A 25,853-nucleotide genomic window follows, 5' to 3' on the forward strand; every position below is an offset into this window, starting at 1 on the left:
ACCTACGTACTTTTAGCATGCCCCACAGAAGATGGTTTACCACCATCATGAAGGGGACATATCCTGTGTACTGACTTATCAATAATGGAGTATTCATGGATTTCGTTACCAAATCCACTCACCCCAGTGAACAAAATACAGACTGTTTAGTGACCGCTGTTTTTGCTAATCGCTCTTTATCCACTACAGGTGAAGCACTAGACCAAGCGAGTGAAGGATTTTTAAGCCAAGTATTAAAGCAAGGCGATATGACAGGAAAACCAGGAGAAGTACTCCTGCTACCTCATGTACCTAACATTACAGCAAAACGTGTTTTATTAGTGGGTGCAGGTAAAGCAGAATCCTTAACCCCTAAAAAATTCTTTTCCATTGTCAATAGTGCTATTAATACCTTGCTGAATACCGCAAGTAAAAATGCCGTAATCACTTTAGCAGAGGATTTATCTGTAGGTGGTCATGATGCTTATTGGAAAACACGACACATTATTCAAGCTATTGGCCAGCAAAGCTACTCATTTGATCAGTTTAAAACAGATAAAAAAGCACTAAAAAAATACGCTCTCACCAAAGTTACCTTCTGTCACAGTGACAAAGATGAGCAGCAAAGCCTGAAACAAGCCTGCCTGCATGGTAAAGCCCTTATCAATGGTATCTATAAAGCCAAAGACCTTGGCAATCTTCCTGCAAATGTCTGTACACCACGTTATTTAGCAAAAGAAGCAAAAGCTTTGGAGAAAGACTTTAACAATGTTAAAGCCACAGCATTAACTGAAAAAGAGATAAAAGCTTTAAATATGGGCGCCTTTCTTTCAGTAACGGCTGGCACAGAGGAGCCCCCTCGCCTTATCGTTGTTGAGTATAATGGCGGCAAAAAAAACCAGGCGCCTTACGTATTAGTAGGCAAAGGAATAACCTTTGATAGTGGCGGTATCAGCCTAAAGCCTGCGGCTAACATGGATGAAATGAAATACGACATGTGTGGGGCTGCCAGCGTAATGGGCACCTTACGTACCATTGTTGAACTTCAATTACCCATTAATGTGGTAGGCATTATTGCTGCGGCAGAAAATCTTCCCAGCGGTAAAGCCACAAAGCCAGGCGATATTGTCACTTCAATGGCAGGCCTTACGATTGAGATTCTAAATACAGATGCAGAAGGACGCCTAGTTCTTTGTGACACTCTAACCTATGCAGAGCGCTTCAAGCCTGCAGCAGTGATTGATATTGCCACCCTGACAGGGGCTTGTGTCGTGGCACTGGGTGCACATACCTCTGCACTTTGCAGCAACAATGATGAGCTTGCCAACCAGCTACTTGATGCAAGTCAAACCGCTTATGATCGAGCTTGGCAGCTTCCTCTGTGGGAAGATTATCAGGAACAGCTTGATAGCCCATTTGCCGATATGGCCAACATCGGTGGTCCCAAAGCAGGCACCATCACAGCCGCCTGTTTCTTATCTCGCTTTACCAAAAGTTACCCTTGGGCACATTTAGATATTGCAGGTGTTGCTTGGACAAGTGGTGAGAAAAAGAATGCTTCTGGACGACCTGTTCCTTTGTTGACGCAGTATCTTATTGACCAAGCCAACTAGCCTTTTCTACTAGGGCCTGTGAACACTATTTGAGCTAGGCGAAAAAAGAGTCTTCGGCAGTGATGAGTTCAAATAGTGTTAAAAGGCCCTAGCTAAGCAAAATGGCTATTTTGGCCTCAAGTCACTAAACTATACATCACGTGTACCCAAAGCTGGTGTTTGGTGCTTATGGGTATACGGCTGATGCAAGCTCACTCAAATACAATGCTTCATGAGTATCGAGCACTTCAATTCTTTCAGTCTTTTCCTTGCCACAAATGAGTAGTAATAGTTTTTATGCCTCGAGTTGATTTTTATATTGTCCAAGGCACAACACAGGATGCCCAATGGCAGTTTGCTTGCCGACTTATTGAAAAAGCTTACAAAATGGGGCATCACATTTACGCACATTTAAATACGCAAGCTGATGCTCAACTTTTTGACCAGCTTCTGTGGTCTTTTCGCCCTGATAGTTTTATTCCACATCATATTCTTGACGCACAAAGTCCGCGTACCAAGGACAATAAAGTGGCCATTGGCTGGCAAAATCCTCCTCATCCCCCTTATGATGTTTTAATCAATTTAGCCAACACGATTCCTGAAGCATTTTCACATTTTAACCGTGTCTCAGAAATCGTTTATGGTCATGAAGAAAGTCGCAAAAACTCTCGTAAGAACTTCATGATTTATCGTGAAAGTGGTTATCCTTTGCACACACATGACTTACGAAAAACGATGCGAGAATGACTAAGCTCAAACCATCCAGAGAAAAAACAGAAGCCTTAATCCATGACCTTGAGTCAATAAAAAGCCTTTTGGATGATGAACAACCTACTTTTCCTCATACATCAGCGGCACCCGCTTTCAATCTGGTCAGTGCAAACGCTGAAATAGATAACTTGAACCACGCTAGCGAAAAGGACAATAGTGGTGAAACTGACCTCTTTTTTGTCTCTGAAAGCCTGGTGTTTGATGATGATGGCGCATCAGTCCAGCGCTATGACGATAATATTCCTATTCTGGAAGATATCGCAGAAACCAATTATCAAGCTGATCAGCAAAAAACGCCTGAGTTACAAGAAATACCTACACTCAATGGATCGATAAACCCATTTCTTCCTGCAGAAACTTTAGATAAACTTAGCTCCCCTAAATCTACCTCGCTTCAACAAGAAGCAGAACAACATAAACAGGCTATTTTTACCGAAGTGTCACAAGCAGAGTCGTTAAACCAAGCTAAAAAAAATAAACTAAAGCGCGCCTTAGAGTTAGAAAGCGAGCTTATTTTACAAGAAATTATCGATGAATATATTCCACAAATAGAAGCTGAGTTTCATAAGCGGCTGCGCTCCCAAATACAACAGATTGTAAACCGGTTCATGGATAATTAAGCAAACTCACCGTTAGTACATACTTTCTGGGTATTACTAGTCCCCTATTTCTACTAGTAGGTTCACTTTACGTTGGTTATCACGCTTTAGTTTTACTAGGGCCTGTTAACACTATTTGAATCACCACTGCCGTAGACTATTTTTTCGCCTAGCAAGGCACAAGGAATGCTGTGTAGTCATTCTACATAAATGACTTGTAACACTGCTAGGTGGAAAAATAATCACGGCCCGAAGGGTTATGACGGTAAAAGCACTACTCGTTGTTGCTCATTGTTCATTTATAACAACTAAACTTCACTCTTCGCGCCTAGATTAGTGCTTTTACCGTCATAACAGTGATATTCAAATAGTGTTAACAGGCCCTAAAGCCATTGTATTTAACTATCAACTCGATAAGCTATTCCACTCCATTACCCGTATATACCCCCATAACTATTTTAAAAGGTGTCGCACCAAGTAAAGACACGGCAAAATCAGCAAAAAAGCGGAGTTCATAGCTTATAAATGAATAATTTATACTGATATTTAACGCAGTATTTGCATGTGCCACAGTTTTGCAGCAACCTCTTTAGCTGGAGGGGACGGGTATACTCATGTTGAGATGATTAAATCTTAAACTTTTTTTAGCGCTACACTAAATAAGACACCATCTCTGAACGAATACTGGCACGCAAACCACTCCCCTATGTATAATCAGCGGTTTGCATTTCTGGAAAAACGGTGAGTTTAGACACAACCATGGAAAAGACCTACCAACCACACGAGATTGAGCGCTCTTGGTATAAAAACTGGGAGGAGAAAAACTACTTTGCACCCAGTGGTAAAGGTACATCCTATACCATCATGATCCCTCCTCCCAATGTCACAGGCTCACTGCATATGGGCCACGCTTTTCAGCAGTCCATCATGGACGCATTGACGCGCTATCGTCGTATGCAAGGATATAACTCGTTGTGGCAAGTGGGTACCGACCACGCAGGTATTGCAACGCAGATGGTGGTGGAGCGCAAACTCGCCGCTGAAGAAAGTAAATCTCGCCATGACCTTGGTAGAGATGCTTTTATTGAAAAAGTATGGGAATGGAAAGAACAGTCAGGTAATACCATTACCCGACAAATGCGCCGTCTGGGTAACTCTGTTGATTGGGAAACCGAACGTTTCACCATGGATGATGGCTTCTACAATGCAGTACAAGAAGTATTCATCCGGCTGCATGATGACGGTTTGATCTATCGTGGTAAACGACTGGTCAATTGGGACCCGAAATTACACACAGCCATTTCCGACCTTGAAGTTGAGTCTACTGAAGAACAAGGCAGCCTTTGGCACTTCCGTTATCCACTCGTAGATGGTGCTAAAACACTTGATGGCAGCGACTTTATAGTAGTAGCTACGACCCGTCCAGAAACCATGCTGGGTGACACTGCAGTTGCTGTAAACCCTAAAGATCAGCGTTATCAGCATCTTGTTGGCCAGTATGTTGAGCTACCAGTGGTAGGTCGTCGTATTCCAATAGTTGCGGATGACTATGTTGACCGCGAATTTGGAACCGGTTGCGTAAAAATCACCCCTGCTCATGATTTTAATGACTACGACGTGGGTAAGCGCCACCAGCTGCCGCTGATTAACGTCATGACGATCAATGCAAACATTCGTGAACATGCGGAAGTCTTTAATTTAGATGGTACGGTTAACACAACCGTTACGAATGTTATTCCAGAGCAGTATCACGGTCTTGACCGCTTTAGCGCTCGCAAAAAAATCGTCAAAGAATTTGATAATCTGGGCTTTTTAGAAAAAATTGAGCCACACACATTGAAGACTCCTCGTGGTGATCGCTCAGGTGAAGTTATTGAGCCACTACTTACAGACCAATGGTTTGTAAAAATCAAACCACTGGCTGAACCTGCAATTAAAGCGGTTGAAGATGGAGATATCCAGTTCGTACCCAAACAGTATGAAAACATGTACTTCTCGTGGATGCGCGATATTCAGGACTGGTGTATTTCCCGTCAACTGTGGTGGGGTCATCGTATTCCTGCTTGGTATGACAATAATGGCAATGTCTATGTAGGTCGTTCAGAGGAAGAAGTTCGCAGTAAATATAAGCTGGCTGCTGATTTAGCGTTAAGCCAGGATAATGATGTACTGGACACCTGGTTTTCCTCAGCGTTATGGACCTTCGGTACCCTAGGCTGGCCAGAAAATACAGCGCGTCTACAAACATTCCACCCAACTGACGTCTTAGTAACCGGCTTTGACATTATTTTCTTCTGGGTTGCCAGAATGATTATGATGACAATGTACTTTATGAAAGACGAACAAGGTAATCCGCAGGTCCCCTTTAAAACCGTCTATGTCACCGGCTTGATTCGTGATGAAAACGGTCAAAAAATGTCGAAAACCAAAGGTAACGTATTAGATCCTTTGGATATGATTGACGGCATCAGCCTAAAAGACCTGTTGAATAAACGTACAGGCAATATGATGCAGCCACAACTTGCGGCGCGTATCAAGCAAAGTACACAAACACAATTCCCTGAAGGTATTGCCGCTCACGGAACGGATGCACTGCGTTATACGTTGTTCTCTCTGGCCTCAACAGGCCGTGATATCAATTGGGATATGAAGCGACTAGAAGGCTACCGTAATTTCTGTAACAAGCTTTGGAATGCGGCACGTTATGTATTAATGAACACAGAAGGCCAAGACTGTCGTCAAAATGGTGGTGAAGTTGACTACAGCCTGGCAGATCGCTGGATTGTATCTAAGCTTCAGCATACCGAAAAAGCCGTTTGCGATGCGATTGAATCCTACCGCTTTGATTTAGCCAGCCAAGCTCTTTATGAGTTTATTTGGAATGAATATTGTGACTGGTATTTAGAGCTTTCCAAACCTGTACTGCGAGACGAAAATGCCACAGAAGAGCAGCTGCGTGGTACACGTTATACCTTAGTGCGCGTGCTAGAGGCTATTCTTCGTTTAGCACATCCTTTCATGCCATTTATCACCGAGGAAATTTGGCAGCAAGTGCGCTCACTGGCCGGTAAAGAAGGCGACACCATCATGTTGCAACCTTACCCCGCTTGTGACCCCAACAATATTGATGAAGCCGCGGTTGCTGAGTTGGAATGGGTAAAAGGTATCGTTGTTGCGATTCGTACCATTCGCAGTGAGATGATAATTAAGCCTAGCGCTGAAATTAATGTGCTGCTTAATAATGCCACTGAATTGGATGCAGAACGCTTGGCCAGTAATTATACCTTCCTCAAACGTATGGCGACGTTGGCTGATATTCAAATCTTACCTGCTGGCAGCAAAGCACCTGACATGGTCGCAACAAAACTGGTGGGCGACTTGGAAGTACTTGTTAACATGGCAGACCTTGTTGATAAAACCGCTGAAATTGCTCGCTTACAAAAAGAAATTGATAAGCTAACCAAAGAGCAAACCCGGTTAAACAACAAATTAACCAATGATAACTTTATTAGTAAAGCACCCGCTGTTGTTGTTGAAAAAGAGCAAAATAAACTGAAAGAAGTTGAAAATGCTCTACAGAAATTCGCTGAGCAACTCAGTAAAATGCAACAATTGTAGATACTAATTCAGAATTATCTATTTAAATTGCTTGTAAAAAATAAAAGGCAGCGAAAGCTGCCTTTTTTAAGGATAAAAATTGTTAATTGTCACAACAACATCCAAAGTGTATTAAACGATAATTTTAACGCCTGACTAATTGCCGCTGACTCAATCACAACAGCGGTAGGATAATTGCCTTCCTGTAGTGATATCATGGCACACTTTGGTGGATATATAGCAACATAACTTGCTTGCCCTCCAGCATCACCATCATCAATCCATTTTCGTTCTGAGAGTGGTGCATCTTCTCCCCCTTCCCCAATAGCAATGGCTCTTACGCGAATATTGCGTTTTACACGCTGTAACGTGTAATGAGGAAATGGGCGATAAAGATATTTACGGATAGCTTTCGAAGAATAGACATCGTAACTTCTAGATTCACTTTTATCAGCAGTATTCAAGATATCTTTTAGTACGCTTTCTATCCCATCATCACCCTCATAGTATTTAACTTGTGGGGAGCCGGTATCTGAACGCATACGATTTAAATCAGGAATAACGTCATGGACCAACTGTCGTGTTGCTGATCGAAGTTTTTCCTGCTTGTCATTTGCTAACTCTACAAGCTTCTCTGGTGACTCGGCACAAAAATGACGTCGTTTACCTTTTGGGTAAAAGCTAACGATGCCACGTTTTAGTAAATTTTTAAGAATTTCATGGGTAGTCCCTCGGTTAATACCCGATTGCTCTGCAATATCACGAATAGAAGCTGTACCTAGCGTTAGTAGTGCACAGTAAATATCCACTTCACGCGCTTCAAAATCCAGTTGTGCTAATACCTGTTTAATATTCATATTTGTCAATTTTCTGCTGACAATTGCTCTATTCGCTAAATTATCCTTTATATATCATTCTTCAGCAATACTAATGTCAGTAAAGGAATGACAATCAATGTGTGGTGTATTTGGTTATATCGGTAAAGACAATGCAGTAACAACCGTTGTCCAAGGTTTAAAACACTTAGAGTATCGAGGCTATGATTCCTGGGGTTTAGCAATTCCAATCAAAAACAATGTTGAGGTTTATAAAACACTGGATCCGCTTCATACGGCAGATACAGTACCTATCGATTTCAAAAGTACAATCGCGCTAGGCCATACCCGCTGGGCTACCCATGGTGCTGTCAATATAACTAACTGCCATCCCCATGTATCGACATCCAAGCGATTTGCCTTGGTACACAACGGTATTGTTGAAAATTTTCAGATGTTAAAAACACAGTTAAAATCACTAAATATCAATTTAATCAGCGATACGGATACAGAGGTTATTGTTCGCCTCATTGAAATAGAGCTCAACAAAATAAAATCAGTAGATAACTTCTGTGAAAAAAGCCCAATAACCGCTGATGACTATCAGGAAGCATTAAGTCGTGTATTTAAAATGCTTAAAGGGCGTAATACCCTAGTACTGATTTGTGCAGGTCTCAATCTACTGCTTGGTATAAGAAATGGTTCGCCGCTGATAGCTGGTATTATCTCAGATCACGCCCATAACCAAGACAGCTATAGTGAACTTTTTATTGCATCTGACTATTATTCCTTTGCAAAGTATACCAATACTTGCTTGCTCCTTGATGATTGGCAACTGATTCGCTGCGAGCAAAAAAATGTTAGGGTTATTGACTTAAAAACTAATGAGATAATACCCAGCAATTGGCAAGTATTTGAGCGCTACTCGTTAGAACTTTCTCGAGATGGCTTTTCTCACTTTATGTTAAAAGAAATTCAAGAACAGTGGGCAACCCTAACCAAAGCAACTGCAGTTGACCCACAGGCACTCGAAAAGCTTATCCATGCAATGAGTCAAGCACAAAATATTTACATCACTGGAGCCGGTGCCGCTTTTTTTATTGGAGAGCAAATTGCTTCCTTGTTACGAGAAATAGCTGATATTTTTGTTATCTCTATTCCTGCTTATGAGGCACAAAGTTATTTACTTACTATGCAGGCTGGTGATGTGCTTATTGCAATTAGCCAAAGTGGTGAGACGGCTGATACCCTCCACTTTATTGAACAAGCCAAACAAAAAAATGTGCTTATTGCCAGCGTCGTTAATATGCCTGGGGCGATGATGTCAAGGCTTTCTGACTTTCCATTTTTAAGTTCTGCCGGCCCTGAGGTCTGTGTATTATCGACCAAAAGCAGCACTTCTCAATTAGCCTTTGGTTACTTACTTGCACAAACAATTATCGATCAATATGAATCAGCAAAATGCAATATTGACCGGCTCTCACACCAGTTAAGTCACTATTTTACTGATGATAGTCTACAAACCATCGCAGATTTAGCCAAAACAATCACGGGTGAACATATTTATTTACTAGGCAACCAGCAATTTATCGGTGCAAGTAAAATTGGTGCACTAAATATTAAAGAAGCCAGCTATATTCATGCGGAAGCCTTTGCTGCTGGCGAATTAAAACATGGCGTCATTGCCCTAATCGACAAAGGCACTCCCGTTATTTGTTTTATGAATAAACGCAACGAAGACTATATGACAGCCATTGCCTCAGAGGTAAAAGCACGTGGCGGGATGATCATAGGCATTAGCGAACAACCAAATGAACTTTTTGATCATATGATCAGACTCCCCTCACCAGATAACCCCGCGAATGTAATCAGTCATATCATACCCTGCCAGCTACTCGCTTATTATCTGGCAACCCAAAGAGGATTAAATCCAGATAAGCCACGAAACCTTGCAAAAAGCGTTACGGTCATATAAAACTAACAAGGTATAGTAATTCAATTTCATGGTAAAAGCTGCAATACAGCTAAACCGTTATACGTCAATTAAGCAAGCTTCAGTGCATTTATTGTTAATGAAAAAAGAGCCACCGACACAACAAAACTGGTTTGTTTACCTTATTGATTCAGATGCTGGTCTTTACTGTGGCATTACTACCAATGTTAATAGACGCTTTAGTGAGCATTTGTCAGGGAAAGGCGCTAAATTTTTTCGTCGCGCCGCTCCTAAGCAAATAGTCTACGTTGAATGTTGTGCTAATCGAGCAGACGCAAGTCAGCGAGAAAATCAAATAAAACGTCTAACTCGTAAACAAAAGTTACAGCTCATTGCAAATACTCAATGACATGACGTCCAAAATAATCACATTTTAAAGCTAATATACCCTTCACGAATCATTTTTAGGGTTTGCTGTCAGCGCTCTTGATCACCAAGGATGGTGGAAATGCAGTTTTATGCATAATGACATGTATGTCATATAGTAGAGCAATGCAGGAGCTATTGCCGAGGAGCATTTAACTGCCACCCCAATCACCTATTAATATAGGCTCATGGGGCTTCGTCACTCGATGGCCGCACCCTTGTGCCCTTGGGGTATAAAAACCATTCGTATTGGGTATAACATATGGGTACCTCTAAAAATAGTGATTTTTTACTCAACAGATAACGGACTATCTGCTTGAACTCCACTCAAACAAGGCAAAGTATTCGGTGATTGCGTGCTAGAGGCATGATAATGATACACTTTGAATGGAAAGTCTTTTGTAATACCCATATGTCCACGACACTGGTCCAAATCCGTAGGCTCTTGTCCGTTTACATCAAGGCTCGCATAAATAGGATAACCATCCATAGCAAAACCAATCAATCTATTGGCTGTTTGAGGTACGTAAAGGCAACGTACATCATGTATTTTATGTGTTAATAGAACATTATTAATAGTTTCAGGAAACATATGAAAGTGATAATAACCAGATGGGTCTTGATGGCCTCCACAGGGATCTACAGCCGGTAAATCACCTACCGGTCCCTGACTACCATCTGGCATCTTAGGTCCATTAACGATTGAAGGTGCAGGACCATTAATAGGTACTCCATACACTGAAACACCAACGAGACTCAACACATTATCAATAGGGCTAGGTTCTTCTCGTAGCATAGGCCTAGCAGGTATTAAATATTTTAACTTCAAACTATAGTCAGCATCGGCTTCTAGGCAATACTTCTTCGTTCTATTTTTTTGGTGAACAACATCATCAGGATGAGCTATACGAACCCTGCCGTGATTATCGACAATATCAAATCCATCTGCTTCCATTGCCATCAGTAATTTACGATTAATCGGTTGCAACCCAGGACTGCTAGCACCATCGTAATCATAAATCCCCCCAGTTTGGTCAATACTTTTGGGACAATAAGGACCTTCCGGTAATGGGCTACTCATAAAAATAAGCTCTATACAGGTAGCCGTTTTATTTGTCTCCAAGGTGCACTCTTTAAAGTCAAAAGAAATAAGACTCGCAATGTGCTGAAAGTCATGCGGACTCATAAAGCTTGATGTCATGTACTCATTTTTTGAGTAACATATGTTTGGCAAGACAATAAAAGCCATCAATACAAATAATAGCCTTAATTGAAGTAGCAGCATAAAATTTTCACTCATCACTTGATAACAAGCAACCTTAGAAAAATGTTTTCCTCATTTTTATAGCTTTCACTTTAACATTTAATTTTTACAACAAAAAAACATCACCTCCAGTTAGAAATTTAAAAAATACTTAAATATCGCAAAAAATATCAGCCTTGTTACAAAAACCCACCATTATAAAAAAAGCATTAACTACTTTCTTTTTATGCTCTATTAATTCCATTTCTCAAGCTTTAACTAAACCCAAAGTTCTTGATCAGTTATTTTTTAATGCATTTTGTTACCCTTTAGTACAATTCAACAAGTCTTTTCAAGACACTGTCATCTCTATTTACTTTCGAATGTTATACCTAAAACGAAGGGTTTTTAGTGGGGCTAGTCTGGTCTGTTAAGACTAGCGATAGCATCAACAGTTTTTTAATGGTGCTAGCTGGGTGGTCAAGCGATGAAGCCCCCGGAGCTTATATTTATAAGTGACTGGGGTAGCAGTTAAATGCTCCTGTATAAACAGTATTTCCACCATCCTTGGCTGACAAAAAAACCTAAAAATGATTCGTGAAGGGTATATTGATTTTTCCTGACAAAGATCAACTCATAAAGTACTTCAACTATACTGTATCCAAAACGAAGGTTTTAGGCTGGGGGGGGAAGCTAAATTATAGGTTGTAGCGTGTCACGAAAACACCCTAATATAGCAGGTAAATAATTGCTTAAAATAACCCCATCACGAATCACTTATAAGTTTTTCTGTATATAAAGGCCTTAAATGACTACCACCATTGGAAGTGTATAAATGAACATGCGTACATCAACGGCACCGACAGTACTATTTTTATCTCATGGTGGTGGCCCTATGCCATTACTAGGTGATAAAGATCACCAGGAAATGGTTGGCAATCTAAAGATGATTGCTGAAACTCTACTAAAGCCCTCTGCGATTTTAGTTATTAGTGCTCATTGGGAAGAAGACATCCCAACAATAACAAGTGGCAACACCCCTTCCTTAATCTATGATTACTATGGTTTTCCAGAAGAGTCCTACCGTATTCAGTACCCCGCCCCCGGTGCTCCCCAGCTGGCTCATGCTCTTTATCAGCAACTCAATAAAGACGGTATAAGCGCAAAGCTTGATGAGCAAAGAGGTTTTGATCATGGCTTATTTATCCCTTTAAAGATTATGTATCCAGATGCAGATATACCTTGTATACAGCTCTCTCTTAAAAATAACCTCAATCCCTTGGAGCATATCAAATTAGGTGAATCAATAACCAAGCTAGCTAATGATGACTTATTAATTATTGGTTCAGGGTTTTCATTTCATAATATGAAAGCATTTTATTCTGCTAATACTCATGATACTAAAACCAAAAACGAAGCTTTTGAAGCATGGCTTATTGATACATGCTCAAATAAATCTCTCTCAGAAAAAGAAAGAACTGGACGCTTAACAAATTGGGAAAATGCACCTCATGCAAGATTCTGCCATCCAAGAGAGGAACATCTTTTGCCACTACATGTGTGTTATGGTGCAACGAAACAAGCATGCTCACAATATTTTGAATTAACCATTTTAAATAAAAAGGCCAGCGTTTATCTTTGGTAAATTGACCTGCTCTTTGCAATTCTAGGGCCTGTTAACACTATTTGAATATCACTGTTATGACGGTAAAAGCACTAATCTAGGCGCGAAGAGTGAAGTTTAGTTGTTCTAAATGAACAATGAGCAACAACGAGTAGTGCTTTTACCGTCATAACCCTTCGGGCCGTGATTATTTTTCCACCTAGCAGTGTTACAAGTCATTTATGTAGAATGACTACACAGCATTCCTTGTGCCTTGCTAGGCGAAAAAATAGTCTACGGCAGTGGTGATTCAAATAGTGTTAACAGGCCCTAATACATTAATAGCCACCGAGGTTAATAAGTGGTCTTTTTAACTTACTATTGCCTGATTATTAGACTATTAACCGCAACTTTCCTGCCGTATTATGGTCGAACCATACCCAATACGAATGGTTTTTATACCCCAAGGGCACAAGGGTGCGGCCATCGAGTGACGAAGCCCCATAAGCCTATATTAATAGGTGATTGGGGTGAGGAGTGAAGATAACAAAACCTAGAAATCATTCGTGAAGGGTATATCTGTTCATTAGTTAATAAATTACTCTATAAGATAATGCTAGTAACAATTTCTAGATTTACATTTCCCTATGAAGCCCAGATAGCATGGGCAAAGCTTGATGCTGAGGGCATTCCTGCTTTTATTGCTGATGAGCATACGATTAACATGCAGTGGTTGTATTCAAATGCCCTAGGCGGAGTTCGTTTACAAGTTCCTGAAGAGTACGCTGATCAAGCACAGCACCTTTTAAGTGAGGATCGAGCACACGACCTGCTCTCACAAGAAGGCAGTAGCAGCATACCTTGCCCTCAATGTGGTAGCACTGACACCAAATACTACCAGTTTGGAAAACGATGTGCTTTTCTTGTGTTCTTATGTATCGATTTTCCACTTTACCCAATAAAACATGGCATAAAATGCAGTCACTGCGGTCACAAATCAAGATTGTAGCCAATAACCTATGTCCGTCTTGCATTTATCAACTAAAACCAGATTATTTGCTAAGCCATCTGGAATCATGTCCTTTCCTTCATGATCATCTACACTTTGGATAAAGGCTTACCCCTTAAGCTGTGGACTTAATGAATGCGTGTGTTGAGGTTACTAGCATGGCTTTGCAAGAAGAGTTTCATAACTACTATGAAACAATGGTCATAGAGTACATTACTCAGGAATATCGAGGTCAAGCCGAGATAGATGAAATGATTGTCGATGTGGCCTGTGTTGCATTAAATCACCTTCCTCCTCGGTACATTCATCATGATATCGATATGGCCTACTACCTTTCTCCTAAAGAACGCAAAGAAATGGAGAAAAAAGTCAAAGACGCCGTAGAAGATGCAATTCAGTTCGTTTATAAGCGTCGAAGAAAAGAAGGAGAAAGCGAACGGTCAGCATCTGCCTCATGATGCTATGCGTTTTACCATTACCATGAGGCAATACATACTGCCGTTGAGCTTGATCGGCTTTTATGCTTTTAAGTTATGCAGCAAAATTTAAAGAGTGTTCCACTCCACTTGTAATCTCATTAACCTTGTTTCGCCAGAATTTTTTCCTGCCAGATTTTAGGTCCCGTTTGGTGAACAGAAATACCATTGCTATCGACTGCAACAGTCACAGGCATATCTTCAACCTCAAACTCATATATAGCTTCCATTCCCAGTTCAGGAAAAGCCACCACTTCTGCTTTTTTAATCGCTTTAGACACTAAATAGGCTGCTCCACCCACAGCAATAAGGTATATAGCCTGGTGCTTACGAATGGCTTCAATGGCTACAGGGCCACGCTCTGCTTTACCAATCATGCCAATTAGCCCTGTTTCAGCAAGCATCGTTTCAGTAAATTTATCCATACGGGTAGATGTGGTAGGACCTGCAGGACCAACGGCTTCATCTCGGACTGGATCAACTGGGCCTACGTAGTAAATAAAGCGATTGTTTAGGTCTACGGGCAACTTCTCACCATTGGCTAACATTTCCGTCATTTTCTTATGGGCTGCATCACGCCCTGTCAGCATTTTTCCTGAAAGTAAAACCGTTTCACCAGGTTGCCACTCTTTAATATCTTCAGCTGTTAACGTATCCAAATTAACTCGCCGCGCTTGGGGACCCACATCCCAAGTAATATTTGGCCACTCTTCCAACTTCGGTGGCTGTTGTAGTGCTGGGCCTTCACCATTTAGCGTAAAATGAGCATGACGAGTCGCTGCACAGTTAGGAATCATACACACCGGTAATGAGGCAGCATGTGTTGGATAATCAAGAATTTTAATATCCAGCACCGTCGTCAAGCCTCCTAAGCCTTGAGCACCAATTCCCAGGCTGTTTACTGCATCCATAATTTCCAGCCGTAGCTCTTCAATACGGTTTTGTGGTCCACGTACTCGTAGCTCATGAATATCTATGGGTGCCATTAATGACTCTTTGGCTAATACTGCAGCCTTTTCCGCCGTCCCTCCAATACCAATACCCAACATACCAGGAGGACACCAACCTGCTCCCATCGTTGGAACTGTTTTCACTACCCAGTCAACAATACTGTCACTTGGGTTCAACATAGCCATCTTAGTTTTATTTTCAGAACCACCGCCTTTAGCGGCAACATGAACTTCCACGGTATCACCAGGCACCACCTGCATATGAATCACCGCAGGTGTATTATCTCGTGTATTTACCCGCTTGCCTGCAGGGTCTGCAAGAATTGATGCACGCAGTACATTATCAGGATGCGTGTATGCCTGGCGCACACCTTCATTGACCATATCTTCGACACTTAGCGTTGCTTGCCACTGAACATTCATACCGATCTTTAGAAAGACCGTTACAATGCCTGTATCCTGACAGATAGGACGATGTCCCTCAGCACAGAGCCGAGAGTTAATCAAAATTTGAGCAAGCGCATCTTTTGCAGCCTCTGACTCTTCTTTTTGATAGGCTTCATGGACTGCCTGAATAAAATCTACGGGGTGATAATAAGAAATATATTGCAATGCATCAGCGACACTGGCGATAAAGTCTTCTTGACGAATGGTGGTCATGCGGATACATACTCCTCTTGTATACAAGATGCCGGCAACCAACAGACCTACCAAGACAATGAAAAAGACGACAGAACCTGTACAGCCTCTTTTATTGTCAGTGCTAAGCAATGACCTTTGTCGACACCTTTTTAGGCTAGTTAGGCTAGGCTATGAATCGAGAGTTACCTTTCTAATGAGGCTTACTCAAGGCTCCAAGGATCTAATTCAACAAATATCTGCTACTACCGCAACAGGTCTATCTCAGAACCTTTACATGTAATGACAGACAAGTTTTTCCTTATACTCGGTTAATTCACCTTAGTAATATTATTCGCCCGAAATAGTAACATATTTTTCATACCTGGCAGCACTTCCCCCTTTACAGGTCTGACATCTCCAGGTAATTTCAAATTAGCTTAAGATCGAATATACCCCGCTATAGTGAAATCGAGCCAACGTGGAAGATCCACCTTACTGATTCACTTCTGGCGTTGGAGATGGATAACTTAAATAGAAAGTACAACAAGTAGCGCAGGGTCTTAGCTGAAGTTAAACAGCGCTTATTGCAAGTATTGGTTTAAAACGATGCCAATTATTCAATTCAAGGACCAGAACATCCATTGTGACAAACAGCAAATACTGCTAGACGAATTACTTGCAGCAGGCTGTTCAGTCCCCTTTTCGTGTCGAGCAGGCTTGTGTCATAGTTGCTTAATGTACGCTACCGCAGGAACACCCCCCAAAGCTGCCCAGCAAGGCCTAAATCAGGAGCAGTTACAGAAAAATGGCTTTCTTGCCTGTCAGTGCCATCCTGACGCAGATTTAGTGGTACGTCTACCTAACCGCCAACACGATGCAATGCCTGCGATTATTACATCTGTTACAGCCTTGAATCAGGTCGTCAAACAGGTACAAATTTCACCCTCAAGATTAATTGATTATCACCCCGGCCAGCAGATTAAGCTTACCCACCATGGACATGAACGCACCTATACGTTGGTGAGTCACCCAGAGCAAGACCAAGAACTCATTATTCATGTGCAACGAATTGCGGGAGGCAATATCAGCCAATGGCTTTGTGAAAGCGCAGCTCCAGGAGATACTATCACTCTGTGTGATGTTCAGGGAGACTGTTATTACCAGTCGAAAAACCCTCACTCTCCCCTGGTACTATTAGCTGCCGAAGTAGGCTTAGGTGCAATGCTTGGTGTTATTCAAGATGCACTTTGGCATCAGCATCGAGGCCCTATTCACTTAATACATCATGTCCCCAGTGTTGCAGATCTTTATCTACAAGACTCCTTACGAGAGCTGTGCCAACGCAATCAGCAACTTTCCTACCACACAGTGGTTGGTAGCTGGACTAAAGATAGCTTGCCTCAACTTACCTACCTGCAACAAAGCCATTTTTTCTTTGCAGGCGCAACACCACGTATCATGGAATACTGGACAACATTGCAACAGTTTAATATTCCACTCAGCCAATGCTCTGTTATCTCATTTGGTCTAGAAGAGGTCTCTAACCAGGCTGTTGACAACCTGGACCTATCTTTCTAAGCTTATTTCAAACAGCCGTTTAAATTAAGCTTATCTCAGCATACCCGCTATATAACAAGCACTACAAATAATACTAAAACCAATAATGCGCTCTGCCATATTGAGGGTGGAGTAATAAGCAAAAAAATTAATGTGTACCTATCTGCAAGGAGTTAACCTGTGAGTGAAGTTCTAGTTGAGCAAGAGAATGGATGCCTAATTCTGCAAATTAATCGGCCTGAGAAAAAAAATGCACTCACCCATTCAATGTATACCCAACTCACTGAGGCGATACTTGCCGCGGATGAAGATGACTCCATTAAAAACCTTTTAATTACTGGCAGTGGAACGTGCTTTACCAGTGGCAATGACATAAATGATTTTATGTTAAACCCACCTAAAGATAGTGACAGCCCTGTGTTTCAGTTTTTACAAGCACTCGCTAATTTAAAAAAACCGTTAATTGCAGCTGTAAATGGCAACGCTGTTGGTATTGGTACAACACTCTTGCTTCACTGCGATTTAGTTTATGTCGGACAAAACGCTATTTTTCAATTACCTTTTGTTAATTTAGGTTTATGTCCCGAAGCTGCTTCAAGCTATTTATTACCGCTTTTGGCCGGCCATCGGTTAGCCGCTGAACTCTTATTACTCGGCCAGCCATTTGACTGCTACAAAGCCAAAGAAGCAGGACTCACCACGCAAATAGTCGAAGACCCATCACAAACACTGGTTATCGCAAAGCAAGCTGCGCTCCAGCTCAGCAAACAGCCTACACAAGCAATCCTTCTCACAAAACAGTTAATGAAGCAAAGCATTAAATCCACGGTACAAGATGTCATGCAGCAAGAAGGGAAACTATTTACGGAGCGTTTAAAAAGCCCTGAAGCACACGCGGCTTTTAGTGCATTTTTCAAGAAAACATCACAGCCAAAGTAGTCACTCACTAGTGGTCCATGGGTTAAATATGGACCACGTGGGCCTGTTTACAGGTCCATTTTCCAATAGTGCTTTATTTGCAACTCACGCAAGCTAAACAAAGCCATCTGTTTCATCACACAGCATCGTCGCTTCCAAAATACACACTTGGTGTGTTATCTGTAAACGTTCCTGAACTAAACGCTCTAATAATGTTTCATCACCAATAATATGCCGATTATTAATAATACAAAGATTATCGGCATTATCGCGTTTTATTTGATAAGGCAGTTCAAGAACTTCATATGTTTTTAGGCCTGCAGCCATAAAACTAATTCGATACAATGGCATATTTCTAAGGCGTTATTTTTGTATATTATGTATAAATACCCGTTGTACAGGATATAATGTTTTAGCCGCTATCAATGTAGCATAATACCTATATTCTTGCAGTATAATTCAGTTGCAGTAGGATTTATCCCCTCGAAAAAAAGGATTTTCTATGGCTCTTACTCCTTCGTCAATGCTGCCACTAGGCACAAAAGCTCCCGACTTCAACCTTATTAATACAATTAATCAACAATCCCTATCTCTAAACCAAGCCAAAAAAGATTTGGGTCTATTGGTTATGTTTATTTGCAACCATTGTCCTTATGTCAAACATATTTTAGATGGTCTCATTTCTTTAGGGCATGACTATCAAGATAAAGGGATTGGCATTGTGGCGATTTGCTCAAATGATGCGATAACTCACCCCGACGATAGCCCAGAAAAAATGCATCAACTCGCCAAAGAAAAACATTTTCCCTTCCCTTACCTGCACGACGAAAGCCAACAAGCTGCAAGCGCCTATCACGCAGAATGCACACCAGACTTTTTTTTGTTCGATCATAATCTGTACTGTGTGTACAGAGGCCAATTTGATGGTGCCCGCCCTGGTAATACTATCCCTGTTACGGGGCAAGACCTACGAATGGCAATGGATGCATTGTTAGGTAATGACCCCATTAGTACAGAACAAAAACCCAGTATGGGTTGCAATATCAAGTGGAAAGCCGAGTAAAGCAAGTGTGAATCAGGTTATTTCACATCATCAATGCTCGTGGAGTTGCAATGACCTTACCTATAGACCTACCCCTGATCGACTTTTTCCAGTCTCTACCCTCAGTAGCCGTCAGTGGACTTAGCTGGCTTTCATTGCTCGGCTATGGCGAAGCCTATGTGTTAATCCTTGTGCTTTTAATTTGGCGGAATCATCGCCAGCAGGCACAACCTTTATTATTTTTATTACTTTTTAGTAGTGCACTCAATCATTTACTCAAGTTACTTATTGCAGCCCCACGCCCTTACTGGCTTTATCCTGAGCTGTTACTCAACTTGCCTGATACTGCTTTTGGTATGCCCTCTGGACATGCCCTCAGTGCCACTGTTTTTTGGTTAGGACTAGCGTTATGGGTTCGGCACTGGTTCTTTTGGGTGCTGGCCATTGCCATTGTGTTATTAACCGCCATTTCACGTATCACACTGGGTGTCCACTTTCCATCGCAGACCCTGGCAGGCGTTCTACTTGGTCTACTGTGTCTGACAGCTCTGCCTCGACTCACCAGCCTATGCCAAAATGCTTCTAGTCACCGTTTTTTGGCACTCATTGGGCCAATCGTTTTGTTACTTATCACCGCCATTTGCTACCGCTTAATAAACCCTCCCTCTTTTACTGCTGGTTCATTCTCTCTTAATGACCAAACTTTCATAGACATTATTCATAGTCCATGGTCTTTAAAAGGGTTAGTGAGAGACTGTTTTCTACTCGCCGGACTTATCTTTGGCTATCTGAAGCTGATGTCTACAAAGCCAAACTCACTATTCATCATCCGCTTTCCCAACATTCTTCTGGGTTTAGGTATTGGTCTTATGTACTGGGTAACTAGCGGTATACTCTCTAAAAGCGTTTTCTTAGAGGAGTGGCTATACCTGCTAGCACAAAGCCTTCGGAGCTTTTTGCTTGGATATGGTATCAGCTATTGGATTCCCTTACTTTTGGTAGATCGCCACCATCAACAATTAAGCGCTCGCATTGTTGATGGTTAACACATAATTAGGGGATAAGTCATAGCAGCTAGACTCAACTAGTGAGATGATCTTGACTTTAGACCAGAGCAGTCATTGTGATGAAGCTATACAGAGACCAATGTAAGCAGTATATAGCTCCACCACAAATCGGGATATACACGTTTGGGTATAAACTGACGTAAACTGGTCTACTTTACTCCACTATTGGTTTAGGTAGGTGTGTTATGCAGTATAAAAACGCCGAAATGGATAAAAACAAAAAGATCGCTTTAGTTGCTCACGATAATAAAAAACAAGAGCTTATTGACTGGGTAAATAAAAACCTGCAACAACTGAGTCAACATAAATTATTCGCCACTGGCACAACAGGTGCCCTTATTGAGTCAGAACTCAATTTACCGGTTCATAAACTGATTAGTGGTCCATTGGGTGGAGACCAGCAAATTGGTGCTAAAATCACGACAGGTGAAATAGATGTTTTGGTGTTTTTCTGGGACCCCTTTGAGCCAATGCCTCATGATCCTGATGTAAAAGCACTATTACGAATTGCAGCAGTTTGGAATATCCCAATAGCCTGTAATCTGACTTCTGCGGACTTCCTCATCAGCTCACCACTCATGGAAGAGCGTTACGCCAGAAGCATTCCTGATTATGACCAGTACCTTGCTTCAAGGAATTAGCAACTTAAATTAGCAGTAAATGCTCACTTACACGCAATAATTACAGTTACTTGCTTGCGGGCTTGAGTGGTTAAACTAAATTTATCAAAGAGTCCAACCATTATTTGCTTGGTTAACCCGAAAGGGAAGGCGCTAAGGAAGGCCCATATCACAGTAAGTTACAGAGTAGAGTATGGTGTAAGTGAGAACCTATATGTTGGATATTGCCTACTTCAACCCCCCTGTTCAAGGTGATCTTGATTTAAAGGCATATGATCCCAACTACACATTCAATGCTGATAAAGTCCTGCTCAAAAAAGAAACTGAGCGATTACACCATGAGTTAAGTGCTTTACAGCAATGTATGCTCGCAGAAAAAAAAGCATCTCTGCTTCTGTTGTTCCAAGGGTTGGATTCTGCAGGAAAGGCGCATTCCATTAAACATGTTTTTTATGGACTAAACCCCCAAGGACTCGCTGTACACGACTTTCAAAGTACTGTTTTGAGCAGAGCACATGACTTCTTATATCGCTTTCATCAACGGGTACCGGCTTTAGGTCATATTGCTGTCTTCAGTCGCAGCTACTACGATGACATCATCCATGAGCTGGAAATAACAACACAGTTTCCAGACAATGCACAACTACTTAAACAGGCCCACCATATCAACAACTTTGAACAGCTACTGAGTGATAGCCATACTCTAGTGATAAAGTTTTACTTACATATCAGTAAACAAGAACATCGACGCCGCCTTGTTCAACGTATTCGAGACCCTGATAAACATTGGATGATCAATCAACAAGACTACGTTATTCAAAAAAACTGGGAGCTTGCCATCCAGGGCTGTCAGCGCATAATTATGCTCACCCATTGCTTGGCAAGCCCGTGGTATATTGTGCCTGCTAACCACCCCTGGTTTCGAGACTGGCTAATTATCAGCATCCTTCATCATTCACTCTCTCAATTAGCCCCCCAGTATCCTCGTCCACCCCTGCCTTTTACTGAAAAAGACCTTCCTTAGCTTATTTTCAGGGAAACCATATACCCACAACAAAGGTTATAAGCGACTTAAACCACTTTGATATGCCACGGTTCGTAACGAACACCAAACTGATTATCCAACGTATAACGTATATTCACATAACCAAGATCCTGCAACTTTTTAAACTCATCCGTCTCTGCAAAGTCTTTGGTAAAATTTCGCTTGCCTAAGCCTTTACAGCCCACATCAAAATCACCGATAGCATGGTAGGAGTGGCCTGGTGGAGCCAAAGAGCGAGACGCCTGAGACAGGTTGCCTTTGGCATGTACAGCCTTCGCCATAAATAAATGTAGCTGTTTCATTACACCCCGAATACCAGAAGTGAGAATGAGTGAATCACCCACTTCTGAACGCACTTTTTCGTAGAGTTTTAAAGCTTCGCCTTGAAATAGAAAGTGCCCTGTTCCAGGAATTTTATTGATGTCTTTTTCTGGCACTACTGCAGAGAGCTGGGTGATTATTTTTTCACCAAAAAAGCCATATTCTTTTGCTTCTGCAGAAAATAATTCCTCAATAAACGCAAGTTGATCTTTTGGAAAATCACCACGCTTTGAATACCGAGAATAGGTTTTCAGCATAGTATCTAAATTAATAATATTAAAATTACCGTGCCCAACAATACGTTGAGCCTCTGTGAGAGTCGCTAGTGTAGCTTTTAACAGCTCAAACTTTTGCTCAGAAAGTACTACATCACCTTCATGGTACGTATCAAAATTATCTATTTTAGTTTGGTAACTCTGGGCAAAGTTAAAGGGAGGTTCAGCCTGAGAGCTCTGAACATGAGATAACGGTGGCTGCTCATAGGCTAGCGGCTCAGGAAGTACAGACTGACTTGGCGTCAAGGTATCAATAGCAAAATACTCATGGCTTTTGCCCCCTGGCACCAACAAGGCATTGTCAGCCACTGCAGGCTGGGTAGTTACTGTCTCGATTATCGTTTGCGGGATATCTTCCAGGTCGGTTAGGACAATAGGCTGTTCACCAGGCACAGTCACTCGATGCTGAACCTGCTTTGCTAACTGCCCCCACATAAACGCACAGGATACGGTTACCGTTGAGCCTGCTAATACCCCTTCAAGAAAGACTCTTCGTTTCACAACTGATGAATCCCGTTTTCAAGTGTTGTGTATTATTTTTATTGACTGGCATTTAAATATGCCAGAATCACTACTATCCAGTGTAGCTAATAAAACTGAAAAGGATGAATGTGATTTATAAAATCACAGCAAGAAATACGCTATAAGCCGTGATTCTTAAAGTCACCTCCAAAAACACTAGCATAATCAGTATTTGACACTCAATGCAAGCAGTTCACACACTAGCTGTCGTTTTCTCTGTTGAGAGTGAAGCCTGTTAGTTGCCCTCAGGCTTATTCACTGCATTATTCCCCTTCTGGATAGTAGCGCTGATTCATTCGCTCACAGTACTCAGTCAGTATTGGTAATGATTGAGCATGTTGTTGCAAAGGTGAGGGGAAAGTAGTGCATAACGTTCCAGCCAAAAAGGCATGAGCAGTAGCATCATAGACTGAGGGTTCTTCTCCCAACAGGAATGGTGAGCCAGACAATAAATCGGCAACGGTTGATAAATCTCGACAACCAAGCTGGTAAATAATTTCAGGTTTATGGCGACCTAAACCTTGGGCTAATAACTGTCGTTTCACATGCCCTCGAGTCATCAGTGAAATAAAGCTCCCGACCCCGGGGGGCATATTCTCCATTAATAAGCTTTTAATAACAGGCCAGTTTGTCTTGTCCACCCAGCGGCTATACATCATTATCCAATAAAAATGCTCTTCCAGCATGCGACACATCATGTATCCCGATGCTAATGCTTTGGCAGACAACCCCTGTTTTATATCCAATGAAAAGCGTTCAACTAAGTAGTCAATAATCAAAAAAGAGTCAGCTATTAATAAATCTTCTGCTTTAATAAAAGGTAGCTTTCCATTTGGTCCAGCCTGAGGGTTACGAATAAATTGAGATTTGTGCTGTATATCAAACATGCGCATGAATGTTTCTACTTTCATACAAAAAGGACTTAACTCAGGTAACCCCAGGCCGGGTCCAAAGCGATATAGTTTTATCATTCCGCATGTCCTCTGGCGTTTTTATTATCAGTCTCACTTGTTTTAGACAACCCTGTCAAACAACTCACCCTATTTAGCCATCACATTTTGATAGAAAGATTGTTATTTCTTCCAGCCACTGGCCAATATACAATTTCTGTGTTTCAACATAGCATGCCTACCTACGAGTTACGTTATACTCTTCGTTTCTAACCACCAAGTAACACTTAAACTATGTTAGTACCACCTAAACTATGTAAGTACCACTAAGACTATGCTTGAAGGACTTTTTATTTGTACCTGTATTGCCGTAACCTGGCTTTGGCTTGATGGCATTCAATGCAAAGATATTGCCCGGGCCGCGGGCAAACGGGCATGTGATGATTTACAACTACAACTACTGGATGACACTGTTGCTAATATCAAAACGCGGCTCTCACGCAACCAACAAGGCTCAATCACTTTACTCCGGTATTATCGCTTTGAGTTTACACAAACAGGTGAACACCGCTACAAAGGCTCCGTACAACTGCTGGGTCACCGAATAAAGCATATACATTTAGACACCCCCGATGACACTGAGTCATCTCGGCAGACGTTTTTACAATAATGGGAGACTTCCTTAGATGCCAAAAGCAAGTGATTTAGCGAAAGGTCATGTTATCAACATAAACAATTCGCTGGGCTTAGTTCGAGATATTGAGGTAAAGTCGCCTTCATCTCGGGGTGCTCAGACATTGTATAAAGTCCGGTTTACACTGATTCCATCGCAGCAGAAGCTGGAAAAAACCTATACTGGTGATGACTGGCTTGACGATGCAGACTTCCAGCGCCGACAGTGTACTTTATTGTTTCGGGAGGATAACCTGCTAACCTTCATGGATACTGAAAACTATGAGCAATATAGCCTGGCAGCAGCTGATATTGGACAGCAAGTGTATTACTTGCCAGAAGAAAATCAGGAAATCACGCTATTACTGGTTAATAATCAAGCTATAGCCATTGAGCTACCCACAACAGTGGTACTAACGATTACTGACACCAGTCCAGGCATCAAAGGCGCCACAGCTACAGGTAGAACAAAGCCAGCCACATTATCATCGGGGTTAGAAATACAAGTACCTGAATACATAACTACAGGTGAAAAAGTAAAAGTGAATACCAGTACTGGAAAATTTATGTCCCGTGCCTAACTTAAATATCAAGGCATAAAGCAATCAATACGACAACTGTCAGAAAATTTTAATTGATACCGCACTCATGAAAACCCCGTCATTTCTTAGCCAACTAAATCCATTAACCCACCCTCAGCAAATATGTTTTGCAGCCGCCATCATTACTCGGAGTATGCCAAACTATCAGCTGTTTTTAGAGTTAACCCAAAGCGGTGACACACAGCTTTTTCGACAAGCATTAAATCTGCTTTGGGACTTTGCTTCAGGCCAACAAAATCAAGCAGCCTTAGAAAAATGGTTACCACAAGTAGAGCAGCACATTCCGGATCGTGAAGCATTTGATATGTATGGAGTACATCCAGCCACTGATGCAATACTGAGTTTAAGTATGGCGATGCACTGCGCATTATCACCTAGCACGGAAGAAGTTGATGGTATAGCACAGCTTGCATTAAAAACGATTGGACAATTTCTAAAGTACAGCGAAGCTACTGAACTTAAAGGCACAGAGCTACAGCAATATATAGAGCAACATCCCCTGTACCTTCAGCAGCTTGATTTTTATGATGAGCTCCTTGCTACGCTCACTAAAGCTAAACTGACCTCTCCTTTAATTAAAGAAATTAGGAACCTCTCGCGTAATGATGATATTAGCCACTTAGGCGTCAGTACGGCTGAAGAATAATGAGTTGTGCAAGATGATTCATCTTTAACTAAAAACATATAAACTCGTTGTAGAGGACTGAC

At 41.6% G+C, this 25,853-nt stretch carries 24 protein-coding genes; 18 read left to right on the plus strand and 6 right to left on the minus strand.

The window, feature by feature from the left end; all coding sequences use genetic code 11:
* The first annotated feature begins 95 nt into the window (after positions 1 to 95).
* The 4 genes from KHS79_RS05355 (at position 96) to KHS79_RS05370 (ending at position 6,559) form a co-directional block, all read left to right on the plus strand.
* Complete coding sequence (locus KHS79_RS05355; RefSeq protein WP_212717359.1) at positions 96 to 1,592, plus strand: leucyl aminopeptidase; 1,497 nt, start codon at positions 96 to 98, stop codon at positions 1,590 to 1,592.
* A gap of 276 nt (positions 1,593 to 1,868) precedes the next feature.
* Positions 1,869 to 2,318 (plus strand): DNA polymerase III subunit chi, encoded by a 450-nt coding sequence (locus KHS79_RS05360; protein ID WP_027709266.1) that lies wholly within the window; start codon positions 1,869 to 1,871, stop codon positions 2,316 to 2,318.
* Positions 2,315 to 2,962: a hypothetical protein gene (locus tag KHS79_RS05365; protein ID WP_038291789.1), complete on the plus strand. Its 648-nt coding sequence runs from the start codon at positions 2,315 to 2,317 to the stop codon at positions 2,960 to 2,962. Before KHS79_RS05360 ends, KHS79_RS05365 begins: the two co-directional genes overlap by 4 nt.
* Before the next feature lie 738 nt (positions 2,963 to 3,700).
* A complete protein-coding gene (locus KHS79_RS05370; RefSeq protein WP_212717565.1) occupies positions 3,701 to 6,559 on the plus strand; it encodes a valine--tRNA ligase in 2,859 nt (952 codons plus the stop codon).
* A gap of 89 nt (positions 6,560 to 6,648) precedes the next feature.
* Here the strand turns inward: KHS79_RS05370 and KHS79_RS05375 are convergent, their stop codons facing one another.
* Entirely contained in the window at positions 6,649 to 7,395 is a 747-nt protein-coding gene (locus KHS79_RS05375) for a TrmB family transcriptional regulator (RefSeq protein ID WP_212717360.1), read from the minus strand.
* A 97-nt stretch (positions 7,396 to 7,492) separates the two neighbouring features.
* Between KHS79_RS05375 and glmS the strand changes: the two genes are divergently transcribed.
* Both glmS and KHS79_RS05385 read left to right on the plus strand, forming a co-directional pair.
* The gene (gene glmS / locus KHS79_RS05380; protein ID WP_212717361.1) at positions 7,493 to 9,328 is read left to right on the plus strand and encodes a glutamine--fructose-6-phosphate transaminase (isomerizing); all 1,836 of its coding nucleotides are present in this window, start codon (positions 7,493 to 7,495) and stop codon (positions 9,326 to 9,328) included.
* 28 nt (positions 9,329 to 9,356) lie between these two features.
* Positions 9,357 to 9,695, plus strand: coding sequence for a GIY-YIG nuclease family protein (locus KHS79_RS05385; RefSeq protein ID WP_233468241.1), 339 nt, complete (start codon positions 9,357 to 9,359; stop codon positions 9,693 to 9,695).
* A gap of 306 nt (positions 9,696 to 10,001) precedes the next feature.
* Here the strand turns inward: KHS79_RS05385 and KHS79_RS05390 are convergent, their stop codons facing one another.
* Positions 10,002 to 10,913 carry a YHYH protein gene (locus KHS79_RS05390; RefSeq protein ID WP_212717362.1) on the minus strand — a complete coding sequence of 304 codons (912 nt, stop codon included), beginning with the start codon at positions 10,911 to 10,913 and terminating at the stop codon, positions 10,002 to 10,004.
* 877 nt (positions 10,914 to 11,790) lie between these two features.
* Here KHS79_RS05390 and KHS79_RS05395 point away from each other — a divergent pair.
* The 3 genes from KHS79_RS05395 to KHS79_RS05405 all read left to right on the plus strand — a co-directional run bounded on the left by KHS79_RS05395 (position 11,791) and on the right by KHS79_RS05405 (position 14,025).
* Positions 11,791 to 12,600, plus strand: coding sequence for a DODA-type extradiol aromatic ring-opening family dioxygenase (locus tag KHS79_RS05395; RefSeq protein ID WP_233468243.1), 810 nt, complete (start codon positions 11,791 to 11,793; stop codon positions 12,598 to 12,600).
* A gap of 571 nt (positions 12,601 to 13,171) precedes the next feature.
* Positions 13,172 to 13,567, plus strand: a complete 396-nt coding sequence (locus KHS79_RS05400; protein ID WP_094786358.1) for a putative signal transducing protein — start codon at positions 13,172 to 13,174, stop codon at positions 13,565 to 13,567.
* A 131-nt stretch (positions 13,568 to 13,698) separates the two neighbouring features.
* Entirely contained in the window at positions 13,699 to 14,025 is a 327-nt protein-coding gene (locus tag KHS79_RS05405; RefSeq protein ID WP_027708090.1) for a late competence development ComFB family protein, read from the plus strand.
* Positions 14,026 to 14,144: 119 nt separating this feature from the next.
* Here the strand turns inward: KHS79_RS05405 and KHS79_RS05410 are convergent, their stop codons facing one another.
* Complete coding sequence (locus tag KHS79_RS05410; RefSeq protein WP_094786357.1) at positions 14,145 to 15,653, minus strand: fumarate hydratase; 1,509 nt, start codon at positions 15,651 to 15,653, stop codon at positions 14,145 to 14,147.
* 567 nt (positions 15,654 to 16,220) lie between these two features.
* Between KHS79_RS05410 and KHS79_RS05415 the strand changes: the two genes are divergently transcribed.
* Both KHS79_RS05415 and KHS79_RS05420 read left to right on the plus strand, forming a co-directional pair.
* Complete coding sequence (locus KHS79_RS05415; protein WP_212717363.1) at positions 16,221 to 17,192, plus strand: 2Fe-2S iron-sulfur cluster-binding protein; 972 nt, start codon at positions 16,221 to 16,223, stop codon at positions 17,190 to 17,192.
* Between the two features lie 159 nt (positions 17,193 to 17,351).
* Complete coding sequence (locus KHS79_RS05420) at positions 17,352 to 18,110, plus strand: enoyl-CoA hydratase (RefSeq protein ID WP_212717364.1); 759 nt, start codon at positions 17,352 to 17,354, stop codon at positions 18,108 to 18,110.
* 93 nt (positions 18,111 to 18,203) lie between these two features.
* On the opposite strand, the gene KHS79_RS05425 is transcribed toward KHS79_RS05420, so the two are convergent.
* A complete protein-coding gene (locus tag KHS79_RS05425) occupies positions 18,204 to 18,440 on the minus strand; it encodes a hypothetical protein (protein WP_133296020.1) in 237 nt (78 codons plus the stop codon).
* 151 nt (positions 18,441 to 18,591) lie between these two features.
* On the opposite strand from KHS79_RS05425, the gene KHS79_RS05430 reads away from it, so the two are divergent.
* The 4 genes from KHS79_RS05430 to KHS79_RS05445 all read left to right on the plus strand — a co-directional run bounded on the left by KHS79_RS05430 (position 18,592) and on the right by KHS79_RS05445 (position 21,842).
* The gene (locus KHS79_RS05430) at positions 18,592 to 19,152 is read left to right on the plus strand and encodes a thioredoxin family protein (RefSeq protein ID WP_212717365.1); all 561 of its coding nucleotides are present in this window, start codon (positions 18,592 to 18,594) and stop codon (positions 19,150 to 19,152) included.
* Positions 19,153 to 19,202: 50 nt separating this feature from the next.
* Complete coding sequence (locus KHS79_RS05435; RefSeq protein WP_212717366.1) at positions 19,203 to 20,177, plus strand: phosphatase PAP2 family protein; 975 nt, start codon at positions 19,203 to 19,205, stop codon at positions 20,175 to 20,177.
* Between the two features lie 206 nt (positions 20,178 to 20,383).
* Positions 20,384 to 20,839, plus strand: a complete 456-nt coding sequence (locus tag KHS79_RS05440) for a methylglyoxal synthase (protein ID WP_027708096.1) — start codon at positions 20,384 to 20,386, stop codon at positions 20,837 to 20,839.
* Positions 20,840 to 21,032: 193 nt separating this feature from the next.
* On the plus strand, positions 21,033 to 21,842 hold the full coding sequence (locus tag KHS79_RS05445; RefSeq protein ID WP_212717367.1) for a polyphosphate kinase 2 family protein: 810 nt from the start codon (positions 21,033 to 21,035) through the stop codon (positions 21,840 to 21,842).
* A gap of 47 nt (positions 21,843 to 21,889) precedes the next feature.
* On the opposite strand, the gene KHS79_RS26235 is transcribed toward KHS79_RS05445, so the two are convergent.
* Together KHS79_RS26235 and KHS79_RS05455 are read right to left on the minus strand one after the other, a co-directional pair.
* Positions 21,890 to 22,960, minus strand: coding sequence for a M15 family metallopeptidase (locus KHS79_RS26235; protein WP_212717368.1), 1,071 nt, complete (start codon positions 22,958 to 22,960; stop codon positions 21,890 to 21,892).
* A gap of 284 nt (positions 22,961 to 23,244) precedes the next feature.
* Positions 23,245 to 23,952 carry a glutathione S-transferase family protein gene (locus tag KHS79_RS05455; RefSeq protein ID WP_094786349.1) on the minus strand — a complete coding sequence of 236 codons (708 nt, stop codon included), beginning with the start codon at positions 23,950 to 23,952 and terminating at the stop codon, positions 23,245 to 23,247.
* 253 nt (positions 23,953 to 24,205) lie between these two features.
* Here KHS79_RS05455 and KHS79_RS05460 point away from each other — a divergent pair, with 253 nt between their 5' ends.
* The 3 genes from KHS79_RS05460 (at position 24,206) to KHS79_RS05470 (ending at position 25,791) form a co-directional block, all read left to right on the plus strand.
* A complete protein-coding gene (locus KHS79_RS05460; protein WP_212717369.1) occupies positions 24,206 to 24,541 on the plus strand; it encodes a DUF3301 domain-containing protein in 336 nt (111 codons plus the stop codon).
* A 16-nt stretch (positions 24,542 to 24,557) separates the two neighbouring features.
* Complete coding sequence (gene efpL, locus KHS79_RS05465) at positions 24,558 to 25,124, plus strand: elongation factor P-like protein EfpL (protein WP_094786348.1); 567 nt, start codon at positions 24,558 to 24,560, stop codon at positions 25,122 to 25,124.
* A 67-nt stretch (positions 25,125 to 25,191) separates the two neighbouring features.
* Positions 25,192 to 25,791 carry a DUF416 family protein gene (locus tag KHS79_RS05470; protein WP_084611200.1) on the plus strand — a complete coding sequence of 200 codons (600 nt, stop codon included), beginning with the start codon at positions 25,192 to 25,194 and terminating at the stop codon, positions 25,789 to 25,791.
* Positions 25,792 to 25,853: the final 62 nt, after the last annotated feature.

Source organism: Zooshikella ganghwensis, assembly GCF_018263875.1.
Taxonomy (GTDB): domain Bacteria; phylum Pseudomonadota; class Gammaproteobacteria; order Pseudomonadales; family Zooshikellaceae; genus Zooshikella; species Zooshikella ganghwensis.

Excerpts from the sequence above, each read along its gene's own strand:
- KHS79_RS05400 (WP_094786358.1), top strand. The coding sequence starts at position 13,172 with ATGCTAGTAACAATTTCTAGATTTACATTTCCCTATGAAGCCCAGATA.
- KHS79_RS05440 (WP_027708096.1), top strand. The coding sequence starts at position 20,384 with ATGCAGTATAAAAACGCCGAAATGGATAAAAACAAAAAGATCGCTTTA.
- KHS79_RS05370 (WP_212717565.1), top strand. The coding sequence starts at position 3,701 with ATGGAAAAGACCTACCAACCACACGAGATTGAGCGCTCTTGGTATAAA.
- KHS79_RS05460 (WP_212717369.1), top strand. The coding sequence starts at position 24,206 with ATGCTTGAAGGACTTTTTATTTGTACCTGTATTGCCGTAACCTGGCTT.
- KHS79_RS05355 (WP_212717359.1), top strand. The coding sequence starts at position 96 with ATGGATTTCGTTACCAAATCCACTCACCCCAGTGAACAAAATACAGAC.
- KHS79_RS05375 (WP_212717360.1), bottom strand. The coding sequence starts at position 7,395 with ATGAATATTAAACAGGTATTAGCACAACTGGATTTTGAAGCGCGTGAA.
- KHS79_RS05385 (WP_233468241.1), top strand. The coding sequence starts at position 9,357 with ATGGTAAAAGCTGCAATACAGCTAAACCGTTATACGTCAATTAAGCAA.
- KHS79_RS05395 (WP_233468243.1), top strand. The coding sequence starts at position 11,791 with ATGAACATGCGTACATCAACGGCACCGACAGTACTATTTTTATCTCAT.
- KHS79_RS05455 (WP_094786349.1), bottom strand. The coding sequence starts at position 23,952 with ATGATAAAACTATATCGCTTTGGACCCGGCCTGGGGTTACCTGAGTTA.
- KHS79_RS05405 (WP_027708090.1), top strand. The coding sequence starts at position 13,699 with ATGAATGCGTGTGTTGAGGTTACTAGCATGGCTTTGCAAGAAGAGTTT.
- KHS79_RS05415 (WP_212717363.1), top strand. The coding sequence starts at position 16,221 with ATGCCAATTATTCAATTCAAGGACCAGAACATCCATTGTGACAAACAG.
- KHS79_RS05470 (WP_084611200.1), top strand. The coding sequence starts at position 25,192 with ATGAAAACCCCGTCATTTCTTAGCCAACTAAATCCATTAACCCACCCT.
- glmS (WP_212717361.1), top strand. The coding sequence starts at position 7,493 with ATGTGTGGTGTATTTGGTTATATCGGTAAAGACAATGCAGTAACAACC.
- KHS79_RS05390 (WP_212717362.1), bottom strand. The coding sequence starts at position 10,913 with ATGACATCAAGCTTTATGAGTCCGCATGACTTTCAGCACATTGCGAGT.
- KHS79_RS05435 (WP_212717366.1), top strand. The coding sequence starts at position 19,203 with ATGACCTTACCTATAGACCTACCCCTGATCGACTTTTTCCAGTCTCTA.
- KHS79_RS05365 (WP_038291789.1), top strand. The coding sequence starts at position 2,315 with ATGACTAAGCTCAAACCATCCAGAGAAAAAACAGAAGCCTTAATCCAT.
- KHS79_RS05425 (WP_133296020.1), bottom strand. The coding sequence starts at position 18,440 with ATGCCATTGTATCGAATTAGTTTTATGGCTGCAGGCCTAAAAACATAT.
- KHS79_RS05430 (WP_212717365.1), top strand. The coding sequence starts at position 18,592 with ATGGCTCTTACTCCTTCGTCAATGCTGCCACTAGGCACAAAAGCTCCC.
- KHS79_RS05410 (WP_094786357.1), bottom strand. The coding sequence starts at position 15,653 with ATGACCACCATTCGTCAAGAAGACTTTATCGCCAGTGTCGCTGATGCA.
- KHS79_RS05360 (WP_027709266.1), top strand. The coding sequence starts at position 1,869 with ATGCCTCGAGTTGATTTTTATATTGTCCAAGGCACAACACAGGATGCC.
- KHS79_RS05445 (WP_212717367.1), top strand. The coding sequence starts at position 21,033 with ATGTTGGATATTGCCTACTTCAACCCCCCTGTTCAAGGTGATCTTGAT.
- efpL (WP_094786348.1), top strand. The coding sequence starts at position 24,558 with ATGCCAAAAGCAAGTGATTTAGCGAAAGGTCATGTTATCAACATAAAC.